At 72.6% G+C, this 19,799-nt stretch carries 20 protein-coding genes; 10 read left to right on the top strand and 10 right to left on the bottom strand.

Going from position 1 to position 19,799, the window contains the following annotated elements:
- Positions 1–3 precede the first annotated feature (3 nt).
- Positions 4–1,161, top strand: a complete 1,158-nt coding sequence (locus OG802_RS31995; protein ID WP_329416185.1) for an RICIN domain-containing protein — start codon at positions 4–6, stop codon at positions 1,159–1,161.
- Positions 1,162–1,213: 52 nt separating this feature from the next.
- Here OG802_RS31995 and OG802_RS31990 read toward each other — a convergent pair whose 3' ends face one another.
- From OG802_RS31990 to OG802_RS31980, 3 genes are all read right to left on the bottom strand, one after another.
- Positions 1,214–2,050, bottom strand: a complete 837-nt coding sequence (locus tag OG802_RS31990) for a hypothetical protein (RefSeq protein ID WP_329416183.1) — start codon at positions 2,048–2,050, stop codon at positions 1,214–1,216.
- A 30-nt stretch (positions 2,051–2,080) separates the two neighbouring features.
- Positions 2,081–3,235, bottom strand: a complete 1,155-nt coding sequence (locus tag OG802_RS31985; protein WP_329416181.1) for a PP2C family protein-serine/threonine phosphatase — start codon at positions 3,233–3,235, stop codon at positions 2,081–2,083.
- A 109-nt stretch (positions 3,236–3,344) separates the two neighbouring features.
- Complete coding sequence (locus OG802_RS31980; protein ID WP_329416177.1) at positions 3,345–4,103, bottom strand: IclR family transcriptional regulator; 759 nt, start codon at positions 4,101–4,103, stop codon at positions 3,345–3,347.
- A gap of 130 nt (positions 4,104–4,233) precedes the next feature.
- Here OG802_RS31980 and OG802_RS31975 point away from each other — a divergent pair, with 130 nt between their 5' ends.
- Positions 4,234–4,557: an antibiotic biosynthesis monooxygenase family protein gene (locus OG802_RS31975; protein ID WP_329416173.1), complete on the top strand. Its 324-nt coding sequence runs from the start codon at positions 4,234–4,236 to the stop codon at positions 4,555–4,557.
- 205 nt (positions 4,558–4,762) lie between these two features.
- Here OG802_RS31975 and OG802_RS31970 read toward each other — a convergent pair whose 3' ends face one another.
- Positions 4,763–5,200 (bottom strand): ATP-binding protein, encoded by a 438-nt coding sequence (locus tag OG802_RS31970; protein ID WP_329416171.1) that lies wholly within the window; start codon positions 5,198–5,200, stop codon positions 4,763–4,765.
- Positions 5,201–5,515: 315 nt separating this feature from the next.
- On the opposite strand from OG802_RS31970, the gene OG802_RS31965 reads away from it, so the two are divergent.
- The 5 genes from OG802_RS31965 to OG802_RS31945 all read left to right on the top strand — a co-directional run bounded on the left by OG802_RS31965 (position 5,516) and on the right by OG802_RS31945 (position 9,422).
- A complete protein-coding gene (locus OG802_RS31965) occupies positions 5,516–6,391 on the top strand; it encodes a helix-turn-helix domain-containing protein (protein WP_329416168.1) in 876 nt (291 codons plus the stop codon).
- The gene (locus tag OG802_RS31960; RefSeq protein WP_329416166.1) at positions 6,388–6,654 is read left to right on the top strand and encodes a DUF397 domain-containing protein; all 267 of its coding nucleotides are present in this window, start codon (positions 6,388–6,390) and stop codon (positions 6,652–6,654) included. The genes OG802_RS31965 and OG802_RS31960 overlap by 4 nt, the downstream gene beginning before the upstream one ends.
- An 85-nt stretch (positions 6,655–6,739) precedes the next feature.
- A complete protein-coding gene (locus OG802_RS31955; RefSeq protein WP_329416164.1) occupies positions 6,740–7,546 on the top strand; it encodes an SAM-dependent methyltransferase in 807 nt (268 codons plus the stop codon).
- Between the two features lie 359 nt (positions 7,547–7,905).
- Positions 7,906–8,484 carry a hypothetical protein gene (locus tag OG802_RS31950; RefSeq protein WP_329416162.1) on the top strand — a complete coding sequence of 193 codons (579 nt, stop codon included), beginning with the start codon at positions 7,906–7,908 and terminating at the stop codon, positions 8,482–8,484.
- A gap of 131 nt (positions 8,485–8,615) precedes the next feature.
- Positions 8,616–9,422, top strand: coding sequence for an SAM-dependent methyltransferase (locus tag OG802_RS31945; protein WP_329416160.1), 807 nt, complete (start codon positions 8,616–8,618; stop codon positions 9,420–9,422).
- 144 nt (positions 9,423–9,566) lie between these two features.
- On the opposite strand, the gene OG802_RS31940 is transcribed toward OG802_RS31945, so the two are convergent.
- The 5 genes from OG802_RS31940 to OG802_RS31920 form a co-directional block, all read right to left on the bottom strand.
- Complete coding sequence (locus OG802_RS31940) at positions 9,567–11,018, bottom strand: WGR domain-containing protein (RefSeq protein ID WP_329416156.1); 1,452 nt, start codon at positions 11,016–11,018, stop codon at positions 9,567–9,569.
- Positions 11,019–11,181: 163 nt separating this feature from the next.
- Entirely contained in the window at positions 11,182–12,285 is a 1,104-nt protein-coding gene (locus OG802_RS31935; protein ID WP_329416153.1) for an MASE1 domain-containing protein, read from the bottom strand.
- A gap of 50 nt (positions 12,286–12,335) precedes the next feature.
- Positions 12,336–13,184 carry a PP2C family protein-serine/threonine phosphatase gene (locus OG802_RS31930; protein WP_329416151.1) on the bottom strand — a complete coding sequence of 283 codons (849 nt, stop codon included), beginning with the start codon at positions 13,182–13,184 and terminating at the stop codon, positions 12,336–12,338.
- 259 nt (positions 13,185–13,443) lie between these two features.
- Positions 13,444–15,084: a phosphoglucomutase (alpha-D-glucose-1,6-bisphosphate-dependent) gene (gene pgm, locus OG802_RS31925; protein ID WP_329416148.1), complete on the bottom strand. Its 1,641-nt coding sequence runs from the start codon at positions 15,082–15,084 to the stop codon at positions 13,444–13,446.
- Positions 15,085–15,218: 134 nt separating this feature from the next.
- Entirely contained in the window at positions 15,219–15,395 is a 177-nt protein-coding gene (locus tag OG802_RS31920; RefSeq protein WP_329416146.1) for a hypothetical protein, read from the bottom strand.
- 397 nt (positions 15,396–15,792) lie between these two features.
- Between OG802_RS31920 and OG802_RS31915 the strand changes: the two genes are divergently transcribed.
- A complete protein-coding gene (locus tag OG802_RS31915; protein WP_329416142.1) occupies positions 15,793–16,446 on the top strand; it encodes a lysophospholipid acyltransferase family protein in 654 nt (217 codons plus the stop codon).
- Between the two features lie 198 nt (positions 16,447–16,644).
- On the opposite strand, the gene OG802_RS31910 is transcribed toward OG802_RS31915, so the two are convergent.
- Positions 16,645–17,694, bottom strand: a complete 1,050-nt coding sequence (locus OG802_RS31910; RefSeq protein ID WP_329416141.1) for a LacI family DNA-binding transcriptional regulator — start codon at positions 17,692–17,694, stop codon at positions 16,645–16,647.
- A 237-nt stretch (positions 17,695–17,931) separates the two neighbouring features.
- Here OG802_RS31910 and OG802_RS31905 point away from each other — a divergent pair, with 237 nt between their 5' ends.
- On the top strand, positions 17,932–18,858 hold the full coding sequence (locus OG802_RS31905) for a carbohydrate ABC transporter permease (protein WP_329416139.1): 927 nt from the start codon (positions 17,932–17,934) through the stop codon (positions 18,856–18,858).
- Between the two features lie 4 nt (positions 18,859–18,862).
- The gene (locus OG802_RS31900) at positions 18,863–19,786 is read left to right on the top strand and encodes a carbohydrate ABC transporter permease (protein ID WP_329416137.1); all 924 of its coding nucleotides are present in this window, start codon (positions 18,863–18,865) and stop codon (positions 19,784–19,786) included.
- Positions 19,787–19,799 lie beyond the last annotated feature (13 nt).

Raw genomic sequence — 19,799 nt, 5'->3', positions numbered from 1 at the left:
GCGATGACACGATCCCGGTTCCTCTCCCTCTGGCCCGCGCTGTTCGCCGTGCTGATCGGTTCCGTCACGGGCGCCGTCGCGCTCGCGCCGCCGGCCCGTGCCGCGACGGCGTTCAGCTCCACCGCCGTCAACCGCGGCGGCGGCAACTGCCTGGACGTGCCGGGCAGTTCCACCGCCGACGGCGTCCAGCTCATCCAGTGGTCCTGTCACGGCGAGGCCAACCAGACCTTCACCTTCACCCCGGTCGACGGGACCGGCGACCAGTACCGCGTCGGCACGTCGGCGGGCGGGAAGTGCGTCGAGGTCGACGGGGCCTCCACCGCCGACAACGCGACGCTCGTGCAGCGCGCCTGCGGCTCGGGCGCCGGCCAGAGGTTCCGGCTGCTGCCCGTGACGGCCGGCGGCACGGCGAACGTCTTCAGCGTCCAGTCGGTGAACTCGGGCAAGTGCGCGGCACCGGCCGCCGACTCCACCGCGTCCGGCGCCGGCCTCGTCCAACTTCCCTGCACCGGAACGGCGTCCCGGACCTGGCGGCTGCCCGGCTTCGGCGGCAGCGGCGGCGGCTCGACCCCGCCGACGAAGACCGTCCGCGTGTACTGGCTGAAGCCGTCCGACGTCGCGTTCGACCAGCGCTACCCCGACGGCATCGCCAAGGTGATGCGGGAGGCCCAGCGCTACTACCGGCAGGAACTGGGCAAGACCTTCAAGCTGAACGACACCGTGGTCGAGGTCGTCAACGGCGACCAGCCACGGAGCTGGTACGAGAACACGCCCAACGGCGGCGACCGCTACTGGTGGGCCGTCACCAACATGCAGAACGAACTGGCACGCAAGTTCGGCCTGAACAACCCCGACAGCCGGTGGCTCAACGTGGGCGAGATCAGCGCCGAGGGCGACGGCGCGGGCGGCGGCGCGAGTCCCGGCTGGGTCGTGCTGAGCGGCCACGACGCCGACGGCGCGGCCGGCACCAGTGGGCAGTCCATGAACCGCTGGTACGGCGGGATGGTGCACGAACTCGGCCATGCCTTCGGCCTGCCGGACTCCTCGTCGACGGACGGCACACCGATGTCGGCGTCCTTCTACGACTATCCCGCCACCCACTTCAGCCAGAGCCAGAAGAACCAGATCCTGAACGGCCCCTACGGGAGCTTCCTGTCCTGACACCGGGAGCGCGGCGGGCGAGGACGGCACACCTCGCCCGCCGCTGCCCGCGTCAGGCGTCGCACCCGCCCACGCGGCGGGTGCTCAGCGCGACGTCGTCCATGCGCAGGTCGTACGACGACGGTGTGGGCCCGGCCTGGTACAGCTGCCAGCCCAGCTTGAGCGTGTCGAAGCGGGGGAAGACGAAGTCGCCCGCGCCGCCGCCGTGGTCCTCGGTCGAGACGGTCAGCTCCGGGCGCCGCACGCCGTCCTGGTACACGGTGACGCGGTTGCCGCGCGCGTCGAGGTGGAACTCCACGCAGCTCCAGACGCCGGCCGCCGCGGGCGCGGAGGTCTTCCAGGCCGTCCAGTCGCCGGTGGGCCCCAGGTCGGAGCCGACACCCCAGAAGTTCGCGCCGGACGTGGGCACGTACTGGCCGCCCAGCGGGCGCACCAGGGTGGGGGCGTCGGAGCCGGAGGCCTCCGCCACGGTCCAGTGCGCCCAGTCGGGGGCCGTGGGAAAGCGGTCCACCCGCAGTCGCAGACGGGCCCAGAAGCTGTTTCCGGCGGGTGCGAGGCGGGAGAACACGACGAACGCGCGGCCGTTGCCCTCGGTGCGCAACCGCAGTTCGCGGCCGTGGCCGGTGGAGCTCGGCTCGACGGTCACCGAGCCGTCGGAGACGTCGGTGGTCCAGCCGTGTCCGGCGGTGACGGGGCCGAGCGGGAGCCGGTCGAAGCTCTCCCGGACGATGGGGGCGTGCCGGGCGGTGGCGGCCGCCGGGGTGGTGGGGCTGGCGGGGCTGGTGGGGGTGGACGCGCCGGTGGGGCCGGCCGAGGCGGTGGGGGCTGTCGCGAGCAGCGCGGCCGCGGCGGCGGCCAGCGCGGCGACGGACTTCCTCATGCGTGTCATGAGCACAGTCTGCCGCACACGCCACCGCGGTCAGCCCGCCGGCTCCGCCAACACCGTTAGAGAGGAGGGAAGTTGAGATTCCTCCGACGGAGCGGGGACCGGTTTGCGGATCAGCAGCAGCGCCGCGTCGTCGTGCAGGCGACCGCCGACATGCGCCAGCAGCTCGTCGTGGACGGCGCCGAGCGTGCGCGCGGGCTCGTCGGACAGATGACGGGCGAGTCCCTCGACGAGCGGGTAGAAGGCGCGCTCGCGGTCCCGGGCCTCGATGACGCCGTCGGTGTACAGCAGCAGCTGGTCGCCGTCCGCGAACGACAGCTCCTGAAGGCCGGGAGTCTGGTCGGTCAGGGCCCGCAGCCCGAGGGGCGGGGCGGGCGGCACGGGCTCCACCGACTCGATCCGCCTCGACGCGCGCACCAGCAGGGGCGGCGCGTGTCCGCAGTTCACCACGTGCAGCAGTCCGGGGCGCGGGAACCCGGCGATCACGGCGGTGACGAAGTCGTCGGCCCCTAGATTGCGCGCGAGACTGCGTTCGATCCGCTCGACGACGGCGAGCAGATCGGGCTCGTCGTAGGCGGCCTCGCGGAAGACGCCGAGGACGAGCGCCGCGGTGCCCACCGCCGGCAGCCCCTTGCCGCGCACGTCCCCCACGATGAGCCGTACGCCGTACGGAGTGGGCACCAGAGCGTAGAGGTCCCCGCCGATCGTGGCCTCGGCGGCCGCCGCGCTGTAGCGGACGGCCGCCTCGAAGGGGCCGACCGTCGCCGGCACCGGCTTGAGCAGCGCGTGCTGGGCGGCCTCGGCGACCGACCGGACGTCCGCGAGGACCCGTTCCCGGCGTGAGCGCAGATCGCCGGCCAGGGTGCTCGCGCAGGTGACGGCCAGCAGCGCGGCCGCCACGGCCGCCAGCTCCGCCCCCCGGGCGCCGTCGCGGGCGCCGAGCGCCACCCCGAGTCCCGCGGCGAGCAGACCCACCCCGAGGACGCCCCGCGGTCCGTGGGTGCTGGCGGCCAGCGCGGGCCCGGCCGCCAGCAGCGGCAGCCAGGCCGTCCCGGCTCCGCCGAGGAGGGTGACGGTCCCGATGACGAAAGTGATCAGCAGGGGCAGGAGCCGGCCTGCCGCCGCCGCCCTGGGTCCGAACAGCCGGGTCGGGCGGTGGTCGCCGTCATGGTTGCGGGCCTGAGTCATGCTGGTCCGTAGTCCTCACGTGTGGCGGAAAGTCCTCGAATGTCCGTTTCCCTCAGGAAACGGGTCGGCGCGGCCGCCCACAAGGATCAGATTTTCAGATAGTGAACGATCAGACGGTGAGCGAAAGACTCCTGGTCACGCGACCGGCGGTCGGCAGGAGCCGGGCCCGGACCTGCTCCAGCCGGGACAGCCGGTCCACCGGCAGGGAGACCCCGAGCGAGCCGAGGGTGTCGCCGCTGTAGACGGGCACCGCCACGCAGACCGTGCCGAGCGCGTACTCCTCCAGATCCGTGACCGCCGGAGCCACGGGAGAGGCGTCCAGCCGCCGCAGGAGTTCGCGGGGGCTGGTGATGGTCCTCGGCGTGAGGTCGGCGAGGTGGTGCCGGGAGAGGTAGTCCCTGCGGGCGTCGTCGTCCAGCTCGCGCAGCACGGACTTGCCGAGCGCGGTGGCGTGCCCCGCGTCCTCGAATCCGACCCACAGGTCCACGCGGGGCGTCCGCGGCCCGTCGACGATCTCCGCGACCCGGATCTCGCCGTCCTCGTAGAAGGTGAGGTAGGCGGGGGTCGCCAGTTCGTCGCGCAACGCGGCCAGCGTGGGGCGCACCCTGCTGAGCAGCGCCTGCGCGCGTCCCGTCGTGCGCAGCGTCTGCACCCGGTCCCCCAGGACGAACCCGCCGTCCTGGAGTTTGCGCAGGTAACCGTCGTGGACCAGGGTCCGCAGCAGGTGGTAGGCGGTGGCCAGGGGCAGCTCCGCCTCCCGCGCCAGCTGTTTCGCCGGCGCGCCGTTGTCGTGCGCGCTCACCGCCTCCAGCAGGCGGAACGCCCGCTGGACGGAGGCGATCAGCGTCGGCCCGTCCCGCGCGGTCATACGAACAGCCTGCGCCGGACGCCCGGCACAGGCAACACCCGCCCGCCGGCCCCGGCCCGCCGCGCACCGCGGCGACCCGTGCCGCGGGCCCCTCACGACGCCGTGCCGCCGGGCGCGGGAGGATGGGGCCATGAGCGTAGTCAAGATCAACGTACTGACCGTCCCGGCGGAGCAGCGGGAGACCCTCGAGAAGCGGTTCGCCGCGCGGGCCGACGCCGTCGGGGACTCCGACGGGTTCGAGTGGTTCGAGCTGCTCCGCCCGGTCGAGGGCACCGACACCTACCTCGTCTACACCCGCTGGCGGGACGAGGAGTCGTTCCAGGCGTGGCTCAAGGGCTCGATGAAGGCGGCGCACGGGGGCGGCGCGCAGGGCGAGCGCCCCAAGCCGGCTGCCTCGGGGTCCACGCTGTGGTCCTTCGAGGTGGTGCAGCAGACCGCACCCAAGGGCGAGTAGCCCGCGGAACCCGCGCCGCCGGACGCACACCGGCACCGGCCGTCCTTGCGCGTCCGGTGTCCGGCGTCCGGACGCGTCCGGCGTCGGCCTCGGCGGGCGGCGGGGTGCGGGGTGCCGGGTGCGGGCCGGTGGGCGGCCGACCGTCACGCTCGCATCCGTCGGGCCGCCGTCATTTTGCCGCCGCGTCAACGCAGTTGACGGGCCGTCAGGGTCGCAGCATCGCCCATACCGCGTTGCCGCCGGTCAGTCTGGAGCGGTCGACGCCCCAGGTCTGGGCGAGTTGCTCCACGAGGAGCAGGCCGCGGCCGCCCTCGTCGTCCGGGCCGGGCTCCCGGCGGGGCAGGGCCCGGCCCGAGCGGTCCTGGTCGTGCACCTCCAGGCGCAGGCCTCCGGCGCCGACCAGCCCGACCCCGCACAGGAACCGGGCGCCGAGCGCGTGCCGTACGGCGTTGGTGGCGAGTTCGGACACGAGCAGGACCGCGTCCGCGCACAGCTCGCCGGGCAGCCGCCACGCCGTCAGCCGGGCGTCCATCGAGCGGCGGGCCACCGAGACGCTGGAGCGGTGGGCGGGGAGTTCGAGCCAGTGCGCGCGGTCCGGACTCCAGGTGTCCAACGGCCGGGGAGAAGTCGTGTGGGGGGACACGGTGGACGCCTTCCGTGGGGGGCGGGAGCAGCAGCCGGGGGCCGGGAAGGTGAGCAAGGGACCGACGACGACGGGGGGTTCCGTACGGTCCTCTCGCGCCGCGAACGCCTGCTCGCCCCAACTCCCCTGGAAACGGGGAGGCTTGACGGAGGAACACTGGGGTTCGACGGCGCGGTTCACGTGAGTAACTATGCTCGCAACGGAGTTCAAGCTGCAACCGACCGCCTGATAATTTCAGCGGGCCGGTATACGTCCGGTGGCGCCATCAGGGCGCCGTCGGACTCGTCAGGGTGACAGCCCCTCAGGAGGCACGGCGTGAGCGAAGGCCGTTCGGGCACGGGCAGCACCAGTGCGCCCACCGTGTTGCGCATGATCCTCGGCCGGCGGCTGCAGGAACGGCGCCGGAACGCGGGCGTGTCGCTGGAGGACGCGGCCAGAACGCTGCACGTCAAACCGCTGACCATCCGCCGTCTGGAGAAGGCGGAGGTCGGTCTCAGACCGCTCTACGTGGAAATCCTGCTCGACGCCTACGGGGCCGGCCCGCGCGAGATCGAGGAGTTCGTCGCCCTCGCCGAGCGGGCCAACGAGCCGGGCTGGTGGCATCCGTACCGCGACGTGCTGCCGGGCTGGTTCAGCGGCTACGTCAGTCTGGAGACCGGGGCCAGGACGCTGCGCACCTACGAGCCGCACTACGTCACGGGCCTGCTGCAGACGCCCCGGTACGCGCGCGGAGTGCTCGGCGGCGGTTTCCCGAACGACCGCGACGAGGACCTGGCGCGCCGCGTGGACCTGCGGCTGCGCCGCCAGAGCCTGCTGGAGAGAGACGACGCCCCGACGCTGTGGACGGTGCTGGAGGAGGCGGTGCTGCACCGGATGGTGGGCGGCCCCGAGGTGATGCGGGAGCAGATCGACCGGCTGCTGGAGGTGTCGGAGCTGGAGCACGTGAGCGTCGACATCGTGCCGTTCACGGCCGGCGCGCACGTCGGCGCCTGTGCGCCGTTCACCTACTTCCGGTTCGAGGAACCGGAACTGCCCGACATCGTCTACACCGAGATCCTCTCCGGCGCCGTGTACCTGGACCAGCGCTCCGACGTCGCGGCGCATCTGGAGGCCCACAACCGCATGTCCCTGCTGACCTCGGACACGGACAGCAGGGCACTCCTGAACCGGATGCGCAAGGAGTACTCATGACCGGCATCGGCGGCGGCGGCCGCGCCCACGACGTCTACAACGGGATGCCCGCCTCCGACCTGGGCGACCACGGCTGGGAGTCCCCGTGGAGCGGCCCGAACGGGGGCCAGTGCGTGCAGACCAAGCAGCTCGCCGACGGCCGCGTGGCCCTGCGCCAGTCGACCGACCCGGCCGGGCCCGCGCTGATCTACACGCCCGAGGAGATCGCCGCGTTCGTCGCGGGAGTCAAGCGGGGCCTCGCCGACCATCTGGCGGCCGGCTGAGCCCGAGCACGACGGGCAGGACGGGCCGTCCGCGGACGGCCCGTCCTGCCCGGCACCCCCCATGCACACCACCGAAAGGCACAGGATGAGCACCTCGAACGCTCCGCGCGACATCGACACCAGCAGGCCGCACTCAGCCCGGATGTACGACTACTACCTGGGCGGCAAGGACCACTTCGAGGTGGACGAGCAGGCGGCGGAGTCCGTCGCGGGCGTCTACCCGGGCATCTTCGTGTGCGCCCGCGAGAACCGCGCCTTCATGCACCGGGCCACCCGGGTCCTCGCCCGCGAGCACGGCATCCGCCAGTGGCTGGACATCGGCACGGGCATCCCGACCGAGCCGAACCTGCACCAGGTCGCCCAGTCCGTGGTCCCCGAGGCGCGGGTCGTCTACGCCGACAACGACCCGCTCGTCCTGAAGTACGCCGAGCGCCTGATGCGCAGCACTCCCCAGGGACGCACGGCCTATGTGCACGGGGACGTCAACGACCCGGGCACGCTGCTCGCGGCGCCCGAGCTGGCCGAGGTGCTGGACCTGTCGCAGCCCGTGGCCCTGTCCCTCAACGCGCTCATGCACTTCGTCACCGACGCGCAGGACCCGTACGGCATCGTGGCGCGGCTGCTGGACGTGGTCCCCTCGGGCAGCGCCCTGGCCCTGAGCCACTGCACGCCCGACTTCGACCCGTCGACCTGGCAGAAGGTCACCGACATCTACAACGGCGCGGGCACACCGGTGCAGTTCCGCTCGCGCGACGACGTCGCCCGCTTCTTCGACGGACTGGAACTGCTCGACCCGGGCGTCTCGGTGGGCCACCGCTGGCGTCCGGACGGCCCCGTCGAGGCGACGGACGCCGAGGTCAGCCTCTGGACCGGGGTGGGCATCAAGCCGTAGCCCGGCCCACGGCGGCTCCCCGGGCCCCGGGGGCGCGCTCGTGGACGACCCGGCTGCCCGCTCGGGCGCGGGGCGGTCGAGGCAGCGCTCCTGGTAGTGCGCGTCGTACAGGCGCAGGTCGGTGACCGTCGCGCCGACCACGGCCGCGTGGAAGACGTCGGGGCGGCGCAGCGCCGCGAGGGCGGGGTGCCGGGAGCGTTGCGGCGCCGCTGCCGCGTGCCCGGCACGCCATGGCCCGGCACGGCCCGGCACGGCACGGCACGGCACACGGAAGCGTGGGCCGTGCCGGGCCGTGCCGCCGGTCCGCGTGAGTACGAGGACTCATGACGCGGCTCGGACACACGAGCGAGGATGGGCGCATGACGAAGACCGAACGCCTCACGATCCTGCGCACGGCGCCGCTGCTGGCGGCACTGGCCCTGCTGGCGGCGGGGTGCGGAACCCAGCGGGCCGGGCAGGAAGTAGGGGACGGGGGTCCGTCGCGGGCCGCCGTGGCGACGCCGGGCGCGCCGGTGGACTTCGCGTGCCCCGGCGAGAGCGCCGCGCCGGCCCCCACCCCGAGTGCGGCCCCCTCCACGCCCGCCACGCCGCCCACCGACCACTACGCCGAGAACCACGGCTTCAGGGTTCCCCTCCAGCTCCACGGCCGGAGCCGCTGCGACGGGCTGGCGGCCGCCCGGCGGATCGAGCGGGCGCTCGAACCGCTGCGCCGACGCGGCGACTTCAGCCCGCAGAGCACCCGCGCCGCACTCACCGGCCTCGGGTACGCCGACGGGGACGTGCAGTCGTCCCAGAGCGGTCCGACCGGGGTGAGCTTCCTCGTCGTCGCCCGCCCCCTGTGCCTGGAGGGCGGCATCGACCGCGAGAAGACGCGGGTGGACGCCTTCGGCGGCTATCCCGACGGCACCGACTGCGAGCCGCCCGCCGGCGGCCACTGACGAGGGGGGCCGTTCCGGCGAAGTGAACGTTCGGACGACCGGATAGGTGAACTGATGTACGGAAACCGGTCGTTGGGACGTAAGTTGTGGCCAGCACTGCTCACGACTCGGCTGAAAGACGGACGACGACCATGACCGACCCTGAGACCTCGTCAGCGGCACACACCATCGACACGTCGGTGCCGCACTCGGCGCGCATCTGGAACTACTGGTTGGGAGGCAAGGACAACTACCCCGTCGACGAACAGGCCGGCGACGCGTACACGGCCGTCTTCCCCGGCATCGTCACCATCGCCCGCAGCAGCCGCGCCTTCCTGCGCCGGACCATCACACACCTGGTGACGGAGGCGGGCATCCGGCAGTTCCTCGACGTCGGCACCGGTCTGCCGACCGCCGAGAACACCCACGAGGTCGCCCAGCGGCTCGCCCCCGAGTCGCGGATCGTCTACGTCGACAACGACCCCCTGGTCCTGGCCCATGCGCGCGCCCTGCTCACCTCGACCCCCGAGGGCGCGACCGCGTACGTCGACGCCGACGTCCTGGACCCCAAGCGCATCCTGGCCGCGGCAGCCGAGACGCTGGACCTCGGCCGCCCCACCGCGCTCATCCTCAGCAACATCCTCGGCCACGTCGCCGATCACGCGACGGCCCGCGCCATCGTCACCGATCTGATGGCCGCACTGCCGTCCGGGAGCTACCTGGCCGTCAACGACGGCTCACGAGGCGTCGACCCGGTCTTCGAGCAGGCCCAGGACGCCTACAACGAGAGCGGCGCCGTCCCGTACAACCTGCGCTCCATCGAGGAGATCACGGCGTACTTCGACGGGCTCGAACTGCTGGAGCCGGGCGTCGTCTCGGTGCCGCTGTGGCGTCCCGAGGCCGGTTCCCCGGCCCCGGACATGATCGGCGAGCACGGCGGCGTGGGCCGCAAGCCGTGACACCGGGCCGTCCGGGCCGCTCCTGACCCGGCCCGCCGCCGCGCCGGCCCGCGAGGGCCTGTGCGGCGGCACGGGCGCCGGACGGCTCGGACGGCGAGTACGGCGGGCGCGCCGGGCTGCTGCACGGAACGACGCAGGCTGTCGTCACAGGAGGCGCCGGATGTCGCCGCGGACCCGGTAGAAACCGCCGGCCGCCGGGTGCAGGGCGTCGACGACGTAACGCGCCCCGGGCTCCCGTATCTCGCGCGGGAACTGGACGTTCCACGACGCGTCGTAGCCGTCGGAGACCACGTGCACCCGCACCCGGCCGGCCCGCTGCACGCACTCGACGACGATGGCGCCGGCCGGTGCCTGCGCCACCGTGGCCACGCTCGTCGCCGTGGCGGGGGCGTAGGTCGGCAGGGCGGCGGCGAGCTTGACGTCCCGCACCACCGGAACCGTGCCCTGCTGGGCGGCCTCGACCGCCGCGTCGCTCGCGTCCACGCACACCAGTGAGCCGTCCGTGGTGACCAGGTACAGCCGTTCGTCGCGGTACTGCATCGACAGGGCGGATCCGCCGCCGGTGCCGAGCTTCCACAGACGCGTGCCGTCCCGGTCGAAGCAGTAGACGGACGACGACGCGTCGCCCGCGAACACGAACCGCCCGCTCGGCGAGGTGGCGCACGAGTACACGGCGCTGTCGCAGCCGTACGTGGCCTCCACCGCCCCGGTGGCCTTGGACAGCCGCTGCACGACCCGGTGCGCCGTTCCCGCGTACACCGCGTCCGCCTCCTGCCAGCCGAACAGGACGCCGCCCCGGGTCGGGGTGTGCCAGAGCTCGCCGCCACCGTCGGGCGCGTAGGCCGTGACGCCCCGGTGGTGACCGTGGTAGACGGCCCGGTCGTCGGCGCGCACCATCCAGGCGTGCTCGCCCTGACTGCGCCGGGCCCACTGGTGCTCGTCCTCGTGGTCGATGACGGTGAGCCGGCCGCCCCGGTCGGAGACGTTGAGGACGCCCTCGTGGATGTCCAGCCAGAAGATGTCCACGTCGGCCGTGATGTCGTACGCGGCGAACGGCAGTTTCGAGGACAGGTCGTAGACCTTGCCGTCGTCACAGCCCGCGTAGATCCAGAAGTCGTCGGCGACCAGGCACTTGACGCCGTCCGGCAGGGTGAAACGGGCCAGGACGCCGCCGTCGCGGTCCAGCGTGTAGACGTCGCCGGACTGGTTGCCGACCCAGCAGCGGTCGTCGTCGACATGGATGCCGAACGCCGAGGAGCCGGTGCGGAACCGCCACAGCACCGGCGCCACGGCGCGCGCCGTCGACGGGGCCGACGCGACCTGACGGCGGGTCACCGGCCGGGCGGCGCGCTGTCCCGCGACGGCCGGGGCGTATCCCTTGCGGACCTTCTCGCCGACCTTCTTCGCGGCGGCGGCCCGTGCCTTGTCGGCGGTGGGGAACGTGGTCGACTGCACCTGGCCCGAGGCGCCGATCCGCCCGTAGCGGACCGTCACCACCGTGCCGTCGACGGCCACTTCGTAGAACTTGTGCGCGCTGCCGTCGTCCTGCGACAGCTCCAGATAGGTCGTCGACGCACTGCTGGACCCCGTAGACATGACACACCCCTCCCCAGGGTGGACCCGCGGCCGTTCCGGCGGATCCCACTGACGAAACCGTAGGCGCAGGCACTGACAATCGGGCGGCGCGGGCGATCGGGCTGCGCGGGCGGAAGCGCTTCGGGCCCCACGCGGAGGAAGGAAGTCACCGGCGACGGCCCGCTCAGGGTTCCCCGCCCCTGCCCCTGCCTTCGCTGTCTCCCCTCCCCTCGGCACCGCCGCCCTCGGAACCGCCGCCCCCGGGACTCCCGCCCCCGGGCTCCCCGCCCTCGGCATCCCCGGACCCGCTGTCCTTGAGGGGCCGGCCGGGTGGCGCGTCGCCCGCGGTGAGGTGTTCCAGCACCTCGACCAGTTCCTGGCAGGCCTGTTCCACGGAGCGCCGGGTGTTGCGCTGCTCCGCGATCACCGCGGAGAGCAGGAGCGCGGTGAGGGCCATCGTCCCGTTGAACGCCTGTAGCTTGATCATCACCTCGATGCGGGTCAGGCGTCCGAAGGGTCCTGCCCGGTCGGTGGCCGCGATCGTGGCGAGGACGGAGGTGAACAGGGCGCACACCATGCTCCCGCCGAGCTGGAACCGCAGGGCGGCCCAGATCAGCAGCGGATAGACGAGGAAGAGCAGGCTGACGTGGCTGTGCGTGGCCGCCGGGACGACGGCGCAGGCGATGAGCGCCAGTCCCGTGGCCTCCTTCCAGCGGGTGAGGTGCAGGGGCCGTCGGAGCGTGTGGAGCACCAGCAGGACGGGCGTGACGATGAGCACGCCCATGGCGTCGCCGACCCACCAGGCCAGCCAGACGGCCCAGAAGCTGTGCGCGTCGATCTTGTCGGTGAGGAGCAGGACTCCCACGCCGACGGTCGCGCTGATGAGCATGGCGGTGAGGGCCCCCAGGAAGACCAGGGCGAGGCCGTCCCGTAACCGGGCCAGGTCGGTGCGGAAACCGACCCTGCGGAGCATGAGGTACGCGCAGACGGGGGCGGCGGTGTTGCCGACCAGGTTGCCGACGACGGCGGGGCGCAGGGACGTCAGCGACATGATGACGAGGAGGGCCCCGAGCGCGATGCCGGCCCAGGAGCGGATCCCGAGGATCAGCAGGCAGGCGACCGCCACGCCCGTGGGCGGCCAGATGGGGGTGAACACCGCGCCTTCGACGACCAACTCCCGCGTCAGGCCGAGCAGCCCCGCCGCGTAGTAGCAGAGGGCGACCGCCAGCGTCTGGATGACGAAGACGGCTGTCCGGCGCAGCTCGGGGGTACCCACCACAGCTGTCATCAGACACCGGTGGAGCGCTCACGGCGAGGCGGGGGGCGCGGCGACCGGCCCTATGGCTGAATCCGGGGACGTCGCGGTCCGGCCAGTCCGTCGTGGCGCACGACGAGGACGGCCGCGTCGTCCTCGTGGCCGATCAGCTCGGCACGCCTGATGACCGCGGCGGCGAGCGAGTCCGCCGTCATGCCGGCGACGGCGGCGATGCCCGCGAGCCGCACGACCTGGTCCAGGCCCTCCTCGACGCTGAGCGTCGGCCCTTCCACCACCCCGTCGGTGAGCAGCACGAAGACCCCGCCCTTGGTGAGCCGGTAGCGGGTCACGGGGTACTCCATGCCGTCCTGGACGCCGAGCGGCGGCCCGCCCTCGTCCTCGGCGACGCCGGACTTGCCGTCGGCGGTGGCCCACACGCACGGGATGTGCCCGGCGCGCGCGCTCTCCAGGACGCCGGTGGCGGGGTCGAGGCGCATGAAGACGCAGGTGGCGAAGAGGTCGCCGCCGAGGGAGAGGAGGAGTTCGTTGGTCCGGGCGAGGAGCTCGCCGGGCTCGCCGGTGACGGAGGCCAGGGCGCGCAGGCCGACCCGGACCTGTCCCATGAACGCGGTCGCCTCTATGTTGTGGCCCTGGACGTCGCCGATCGACAGGCCGATGCGCCCGTCCGGCATGGCGAAGACGTCGTACCAGTCGCCGCCCACGTTGAGGCCGTGGCAGGCGGGCGCGTACTTGACCGCGAGCCGGAATCCCGGCGCCGCCGGCAGGTCGCGGGGCAGCATGCCGCGTTGCAGGGCCAGGGCCAGCTCGACGCGGGAGCGTTGCAGTTCCGCGCGTTCGCGCGCCTGGGCGGTCAGCGAGCCGAGTCTGGCCAGCAGCTCGTCGCCGTCGTCCGTGGGGCGCTTGCGGGACATCGATCACTCCGGCGGAACGGCAGCTCATCGGCGGGGGGAGGTGAGAACGCCCTGTTGATTCGAGCGGACAAAACCCACATTTTACCTTTATAGGATGATAGCGGTCCATACCTCGTCCGCCCGCGGCCCCGCCCCGGCCGGCCCTGCGTGCCCCGCAGCGGCCCCCCGGAAATGCGCATGTCGCAGCCCCGGAATGCGCAGGCCGCGGCCCCGGAGATCCGCGTGCCGCGGCCCCGGGGCCCCTGGCGCCGCGCCGGGCTCAGCCCGCCAGCGCCGCGTCGACGACCTCCTTGGCCTCCTCCTGCACCCGGCGCAGGTGGTCCGGGCCGAGGAAGGACTCGCCGTAGATCTTGTACACGTCCTCCGTGCCCGACGGCCGGGCGGCGAACCAGGCGTTGGCCGTGGTCACCTTGATGCCGCCGATGGCCGCTCCGTTGCCCGGGGCCTCCGTGAGCACGCCGGTGACGGCCTCGCCGGCCAGGGTGTCGGCCGTGACCTGCGCGGGCGAGAGCTTGGCGAGCAGCGCCTTCTCCTCGCGGGTGGCCGGCGCGTCGATACGGGCGTAGGCGGGCGCGCCGAACCGTTCCGTCAGCGCGGTGTAGTGCTCGGACGGGGTCTTGCCGGTGACCGCCGTGATCTCGGAGGCCAGCAGCGCCAGGATGATGCCGTCCTTGTCCGTGGTCCAGACCGAGCCGTCGCGGCGCAGGAAGGACGCACCCGCCGACTCCTCCCCGCCGAAGCCCAGCGAACCGTCCACCAGGCCGTCCACGAACCACTTGAAGCCGACGGGCACCTCGACCAGCCGGCGCCCGAGGTCCGCGGCCACCCGGTCGATCATCGAGGACGACACCAGCGTCTTGCCGATCCCCGCGTCCGCGGGCCACTGCTCGCGGTGCGCGTAGAGATAGCCGATGGCGGCGGCCAGGTAGTGGTTGGGGTTCATCAGGCCCGCGTCCGGGGTGACGATGCCGTGCCGGTCGGCGTCGGCGTCGTTGCCGGTCGCGATCCGGAACCGGTCGCGCTGGTCGATGAGCGAGGCCATCGCGTACGGCGACGAGCAGTCCATGCGGATCTTGCCGTCCCAGTCGAGCGTCATGAAACGCCAGGTCGGGTCGGTGAGCGGGTTGACGACGGTCAGGTCGATCCGGTGCTGCTCGGCGATACGCCCCCAGTAGGCCACGGAGGCCCCGCCCAGCGGGTCGGCGCCGATGCGGACCCCGGCGGCGCGGATGGCGTCCAGGTCGACGACGTTCGGCAGGTCCGCGACGTAGGCGCCGAGGAAGTCGTGGCGGGCGGTGGTGGAGGCGGCGAGGGCCCGCGCGTACGGGACGCGCCGCACCTCCTTGAGACCGGCGGCGATGATGTCGTTGGCGCGGTCCTGGATCCAGGACGTGGCGTCCGAGCCGGCCGGGCCGCCGCTGGGCGGGTTGTACTTGAAGCCGCCGTCGGCGGGCGGATTGTGCGAGGGCGTGACCACCACCCCGTCGGCGAGGCCCGCCGTACGGCCCCGGTTGTGGGTGAGGATCGCGTGGGAGACGGCGGGCGTCGGGGTGTAGCCGTCGGCGTCGTCGATGAGCACGCTCACGCCGTTGGCCGCGAACACCTCCAGCGCCGTGACCCGAGCGGGCTCGGACAGGGCGTGGCTGTCGGCGCCGAGGAAGAGGGGCCCCTCGGTGCCCTGGGCCGCGCGGTACTCGCAGATGGCCTGGCTGGTCGCGGCGATGTGGTCCTCGTTGAACGCCGTGTTCAGCGACGACCCGCGGTGCCCCGAGGTGCCGAACGCCACGCGCTGGGCCGGGTCGGCCGGATCCGGGTGCAGCGCGTAGTACGCGGTGACCAGCCGGGCGACGTCGACGAGATCCTCGGGGCCGGCCGTCCGGCCCGCTCGCTCGTGCTGCATGTGCCCGCTCCTCCACATCGGTTGACCAATGGCTTGCGGTCCCATCTTTCCCCGTGGAGGCACCCGCACGCGACCACGGGCCGGCCGGCCGTCTCCGGATTCCCTCCGGTCCGGCTGGTCCGGCCCGTGCGCGGTCAGCGCCGGCGGCCGCGGGCGGCCCAGCCGCTGCCGATGCCCCCGACGTGGAGCGCGAGCAGGGTCAGCCCGATGAGCATGAAGTTCGTCGAGGTGAAGGTGTCGTTGGTGGAGATGTCCGCCGCGTTGATCAGGAACGCGATGAAGAACAGCACTGCCGAGACGATGGCGAGCACGGGGTCCGTCCTTTCGGGGAGGGGACTTCGCTGGACGTGTGGTTCCGGTGGCTGGTGGTCGTTCACGGCGGCGTCACGGCGGGCCGTCCGGCGGGCCGGTCCCCCGCGGGGTCGGTCCCGCCGAGTCGTTCCGGCGCCTCGCGGCGGTGCGTGTGACGTCCGTCCGCATGTGGTGCTTCGGTGTGCGGTGTCGGGATCCGGTGCGGCTTCGGTGTCGCCGCCCCTTCGGTGTGACCGTTCGATGCGGCTGTTCTCCGCATGCCCCCGACCGCTCGTCGAACACCGGCCCGTTTCACCGGTGTTCGACGAGCGGCCCGCATCTGAGTAGCCGTACTCAGGCGTGGTCGCCGCGCCACCGGGAGACTGGGACCCCGACCGCCCAGCCCGGAGGCCTCTCGTGTTCAGCCGTGCCGTCTACGCCCTGACGCCGCTCTTCGGGCGGCTCACCGTCACCAGCGAGATCAAGCTGCGCCTGCCCGCGGGGACCATATTCGTGGCCAACCACGACTCGATGGCCGACCCCGCCGTGGTCATGACCGCCCTGCGGCGGTTCGAGCTGGAGCCGGTGGTCATGGCGACCGCCGGGCTGTGGCGCGTCCCCCTGCTCGGCAGGGCGCTGACGCGCGAGGGACACATCCCCGTCCACCGCCGCTCGGCGCGCGCGGCGCTCGCTCTCGACGCCGCCGCCGAGGCGCTGGCCGGGGGCCGGCATGTGCTGCTCTACGGCGAGGGCGGGCTGCCGCGCCGCAAGGACGCGGGGATCTCGGCGCCCGAGCCCTTCCGCACGGGACTGGCCCGGCTGGCGCAGGCCACCGGATCCCTGGTCGTGCCGGTGGGCCATGCGGGCGCCCGCCGGATCGCCTCGGGGTCCGCCGCCAAACAGCTGGCCGGCACGCTCACCGCGCCCGTACGGCGCCCCCGCTGCCACGTCCACCTGGGCGCGCCGCTGCGCCTGCCCGCGGAGACGGAGCGCGGCACGACGGCCGCCCGGCTCGCGGTCACCACGGCCTGGCGGACCGCGGCCCGCGCCGTCGGCGAGCACCCGAGCTGACCCACCCACCACGCTGCCCCACCTGACCGGCCGGCCGGGTCACCCCCACGAGCCCCGTGCGCGCCACCCCACGCCGTCGCGCACGGCGCGGCGCACTCCACCCGCAGCCGTCGGCCGGAGCAGCCGTCAGTCACAGGCGTCGGGCGCAGACGTCAGGCGTCAGGCGTCAGCCAGCGCCCCGCAGGCGTCGTGCAACGGCTATCGTCCGGCCGGCGGCGGGGCCGTGCTGTCGCGCAGGACCAGCCGCGTCGGCACCAGCGTCGTGCTGCCGCGCTCGGAGCCGTCCGGGCGCATCTTGCGCAGCACGGCCTGCACGCACAGGCGGCCGACCTGGGCGAAGTCCTGGTGCAGAGTGGTGAGCGGCGGCAGGAAGGAGCTCGACTCGGGGATGTCGTCGAAGCCGATGACGCTGACGTCCTCGGGCACCCGGCGGCCGCGTTCGTGCAGGGCGCGCAGCAGGCCGAGGGCCATCTGGTCGTTGGCGGCGAAGACGGCGGTGCACTCCTCGCGGGCCGCGAGTTCGAGGCCGGCCCGGTAGCCGGACTCCGCCGACCAGTCGCCCCGGACCAGCGGCGGGGGTGTGCGGCCCGCCTCGGTGAGGGCGGCGCGCCAGGCGTCCGCGCGGCGCTGGGCGGCGAAGGAGCCCTCGGGTCCGCCGAGATGCCACACGGTCTCGTGTCCGAGGTCGAGGAGATGCTGGACGGCGGTGCGGGTGCCGCCCGCCTGGTCGGTGTCGACGACGGTGTAGTGGTCGCCGGCGTCGGAGTCGACCACCACCACCTGCACGTGCGGCGGCAGTTTGACGGTCGCCGCGTCCAGCAGGTGCACTTCCATGATCACGACGACCGCGTCGACGGCCAGTTCCTCGAGCCGGGAGAACGCGCCGCGCACCTCGTCGGTGGTGGGCACGGCGACCGGGAGCAGCGTGACCGCGTAGCCCTCCTCGGCCGCCGAGGTGGCGATCGCCTCCAGCGTGCGCACGTTGCCGGTGGTGGAGAGCGTGAACGTGATGACGCCGATGGTACGGAACTCGCCGCGCTTGAGGGCGCGGGCGGCGCTGTTGGGCCGGTAGCCGAGTTCGGCCATGGCGGCGAGGACCTGCTGCCGGGTCTCCTCGTTCACGCCGGCGTAACCGTTGGACACGCGCGAGACGGTCTGCGACGACACGCCGGCGAGCCGGGCGACGTCGGCCATGGAGGCGGTGGCCCGGGCGCGTCTCGGCACGTCGGCCGGTGTTCTTCGAGCCATGTCCACTCGGTGTCCCCACCTCTCTGTCGGCGCAGGTGCCACGGTTCCCCCAGACGACCCTTGACCATCGTTATCGGGGCAGTGTAGACATGCCGCCATCAGATGTTTACGTAAACATAACAGCTTGCCCGGCCTCTTGCGTGGCCGATGTTTACGTAAACATCATGGTGGCGGCAGGGCGTCGGGACATCTCCGCGCCACACCGCCTGCTCCAGTTCTGGACGAGCGAGGAACGACATGACGACGCTGCAACCGCCGGTGGCCGCCGAGCCGCGGCCGGCTCCGCCTCCGGCGAAACGGGACCGCCGCTCCTGGACGGGATGGGGTTTCATCGGTCCCTTCGTGGTGGTCTTCGCGCTGGTCTTCCTGGCTCCGATCGCCTACTCGGTCTACCTGAGCCTCTTCCGCGACCAGCTCATCGGCGGCAACCAGTTCGTCGGCCTGGACAACTACACGCGGGCCCTCCAGGACGACGCGTTCTGGTCGGCCGTCGGGCGGGTGGCGCTCTTCCTCGTCATCCAGGTGCCGATCATGCTGGGCATCGCCCTGCTGGTGGCGCTCGCGCTGGACAGCGGCCGCCTCTACGGCAAGAGCTTCTTCCGGATCACGATCTTCCTGCCGTACGCCGTGCCCGCCGTGGTCGCCACCCTCATGTGGGGCTTCATGTACGGCACCAAGTACGGCCTGGTGGGCGACATCGACTCCGCGTTCGGCGTCACCCTGCCCGACCTGCTCTCCCCCGACTGGGTGCTCGCCTCCATCGGCAACATCGTGACCTGGGAGTTCGTCGGCTACAACATGCTGATCTTCTACTCGGCGCTGCGCGTCGTGCCGACCTCGCTGTACGAGGCGGCGGAGATCGACGGCGCCGGCCAGTGGCGGATCATCACCGCGATCAAGCTGCCCGCGATTCGCGGCGCGCTCGTGATCGCGACGATCTTCTCGATCATCGGCAGCTTCCAGCTCTTCAACGAGCCGAGCATCCTGCGTCCGCTGGCGCTGAACTCGATCACCACGGACTTCACGCCGAACTACTACACGTACTCGCTGTCCTTCAACGGCCAGCAGCACAACTACTCCGCGACGGTGGCCATCATCATGGGCGTCATCACGATGATCGTCGCCTACGCCGTCCAGCTGCGCGGCATGCGCAAGGGAGCGTGACCCGATGAGCACCTCTGTCACCGCCTCCCCCGCGAAGAGCGCCGCCCCCCGGCTGCGCACTCCCCGCAGGAAGCACACGCCGGGCAAGCCGAAGCGCAACATGCTGCTGACGGTGCTGATGGGCCTGATGGTCCTCTACACCGTGGTGCCGCTGATCTGGCTGGTCATCAACTCCACGAAGACCCAGTCGGGCCTCGCCGACTCCAACGGCCTGTGGTTCGCCCACGACTTCGCGCTGTGGGACAACGTCCGGGACACCTTCACCTACCACGACGGCATCTTCGGACGCTGGCTGCTGAACACCCTGCTGTACGTGGTGCTCGGCGCGGGCGGCGCGACCCTGCTGGCCGTGCTCGGCGGCTACGCGCTGGCGAAGTTCCAGTTCCCCGGCAAGCGCGCGATCTTCGCCGTGGTGATCGGAGCGGTCGCCGTGCCGGCCACCGCGCTGGCCGTGCCCACCTTCCTGATGTTCAGCAAGATGGGCCTGACCGACACCCCCTGGGCGGTCATCATCCCGTCGCTGGTGTCGCCGTTCGGCCTCTACCTCATGTGGGTGTTCGCGGCCGAGGCGATCCCGACCGAGCTGCTGGAGGCGGCCCGCATGGACGGGGCGGGCGAGGTGCGGACCTTCTTCCGGGTCGCGCTGCCGCTGCTGGCCCCCGGCATCGTGACCGTGCTGCTGTTCACCACGGTCGCCACCTGGAACAACTACTTCCTCCCGCTGATCATGCTGAAGGACCCGGACTGGTACCCGCTGACGCTGGGTCTGAGCGCCTGGAGCAACCAGGCGCAGACCATCGGCGGTGACGTGATCTTCAACCTGGTGATCACCGGATCCCTGCTCACGATCGTCCCCCTCATCGCCGCGTTCCTGTTCCTCCAGAAGTACTGGCAGTCCGGCCTCGCCGCCGGAAGCGTCAAGGAGTGACACGGACGGCGGC

The sequence above is a fragment of the Streptomyces sp. NBC_00704 genome, from assembly GCF_036226605.1.
Classification (GTDB): domain Bacteria; phylum Actinomycetota; class Actinomycetes; order Streptomycetales; family Streptomycetaceae; genus Streptomyces.
This window is presented reverse-complemented; position numbering and strand designations above follow the sequence as displayed.

Coding starts and splice junctions, on each gene's coding strand:
- OG802_RS31995 (WP_329416185.1), top strand. CDS start 4: ATGACACGATCCCGGTTCCTCTCCCTCTGGCCCGCGCTGTTCGCCGTG.
- OG802_RS31990 (WP_329416183.1), bottom strand. CDS start 2,050: ATGACACGCATGAGGAAGTCCGTCGCCGCGCTGGCCGCCGCCGCGGCC.
- OG802_RS31985 (WP_329416181.1), bottom strand. CDS start 3,235: ATGACTCAGGCCCGCAACCATGACGGCGACCACCGCCCGACCCGGCTG.
- OG802_RS31980 (WP_329416177.1), bottom strand. CDS start 4,103: ATGACCGCGCGGGACGGGCCGACGCTGATCGCCTCCGTCCAGCGGGCG.
- OG802_RS31975 (WP_329416173.1), top strand. CDS start 4,234: ATGAGCGTAGTCAAGATCAACGTACTGACCGTCCCGGCGGAGCAGCGG.
- OG802_RS31960 (WP_329416166.1), top strand. CDS start 6,388: ATGACCGGCATCGGCGGCGGCGGCCGCGCCCACGACGTCTACAACGGG.
- OG802_RS31955 (WP_329416164.1), top strand. CDS start 6,740: ATGAGCACCTCGAACGCTCCGCGCGACATCGACACCAGCAGGCCGCAC.
- OG802_RS31950 (WP_329416162.1), top strand. CDS start 7,906: ATGACGAAGACCGAACGCCTCACGATCCTGCGCACGGCGCCGCTGCTG.
- OG802_RS31945 (WP_329416160.1), top strand. CDS start 8,616: ATGACCGACCCTGAGACCTCGTCAGCGGCACACACCATCGACACGTCG.
- OG802_RS31940 (WP_329416156.1), bottom strand. CDS start 11,018: ATGTCTACGGGGTCCAGCAGTGCGTCGACGACCTATCTGGAGCTGTCG.
- OG802_RS31935 (WP_329416153.1), bottom strand. CDS start 12,285: ATGACAGCTGTGGTGGGTACCCCCGAGCTGCGCCGGACAGCCGTCTTC.
- OG802_RS31930 (WP_329416151.1), bottom strand. CDS start 13,184: ATGTCCCGCAAGCGCCCCACGGACGACGGCGACGAGCTGCTGGCCAGA.
- pgm (WP_329416148.1), bottom strand. CDS start 15,084: ATGCAGCACGAGCGAGCGGGCCGGACGGCCGGCCCCGAGGATCTCGTC.
- OG802_RS31910 (WP_329416141.1), bottom strand. CDS start 17,694: ATGGCTCGAAGAACACCGGCCGACGTGCCGAGACGCGCCCGGGCCACC.
- OG802_RS31905 (WP_329416139.1), top strand. CDS start 17,932: ATGACGACGCTGCAACCGCCGGTGGCCGCCGAGCCGCGGCCGGCTCCG.
- OG802_RS31900 (WP_329416137.1), top strand. CDS start 18,863: ATGAGCACCTCTGTCACCGCCTCCCCCGCGAAGAGCGCCGCCCCCCGG.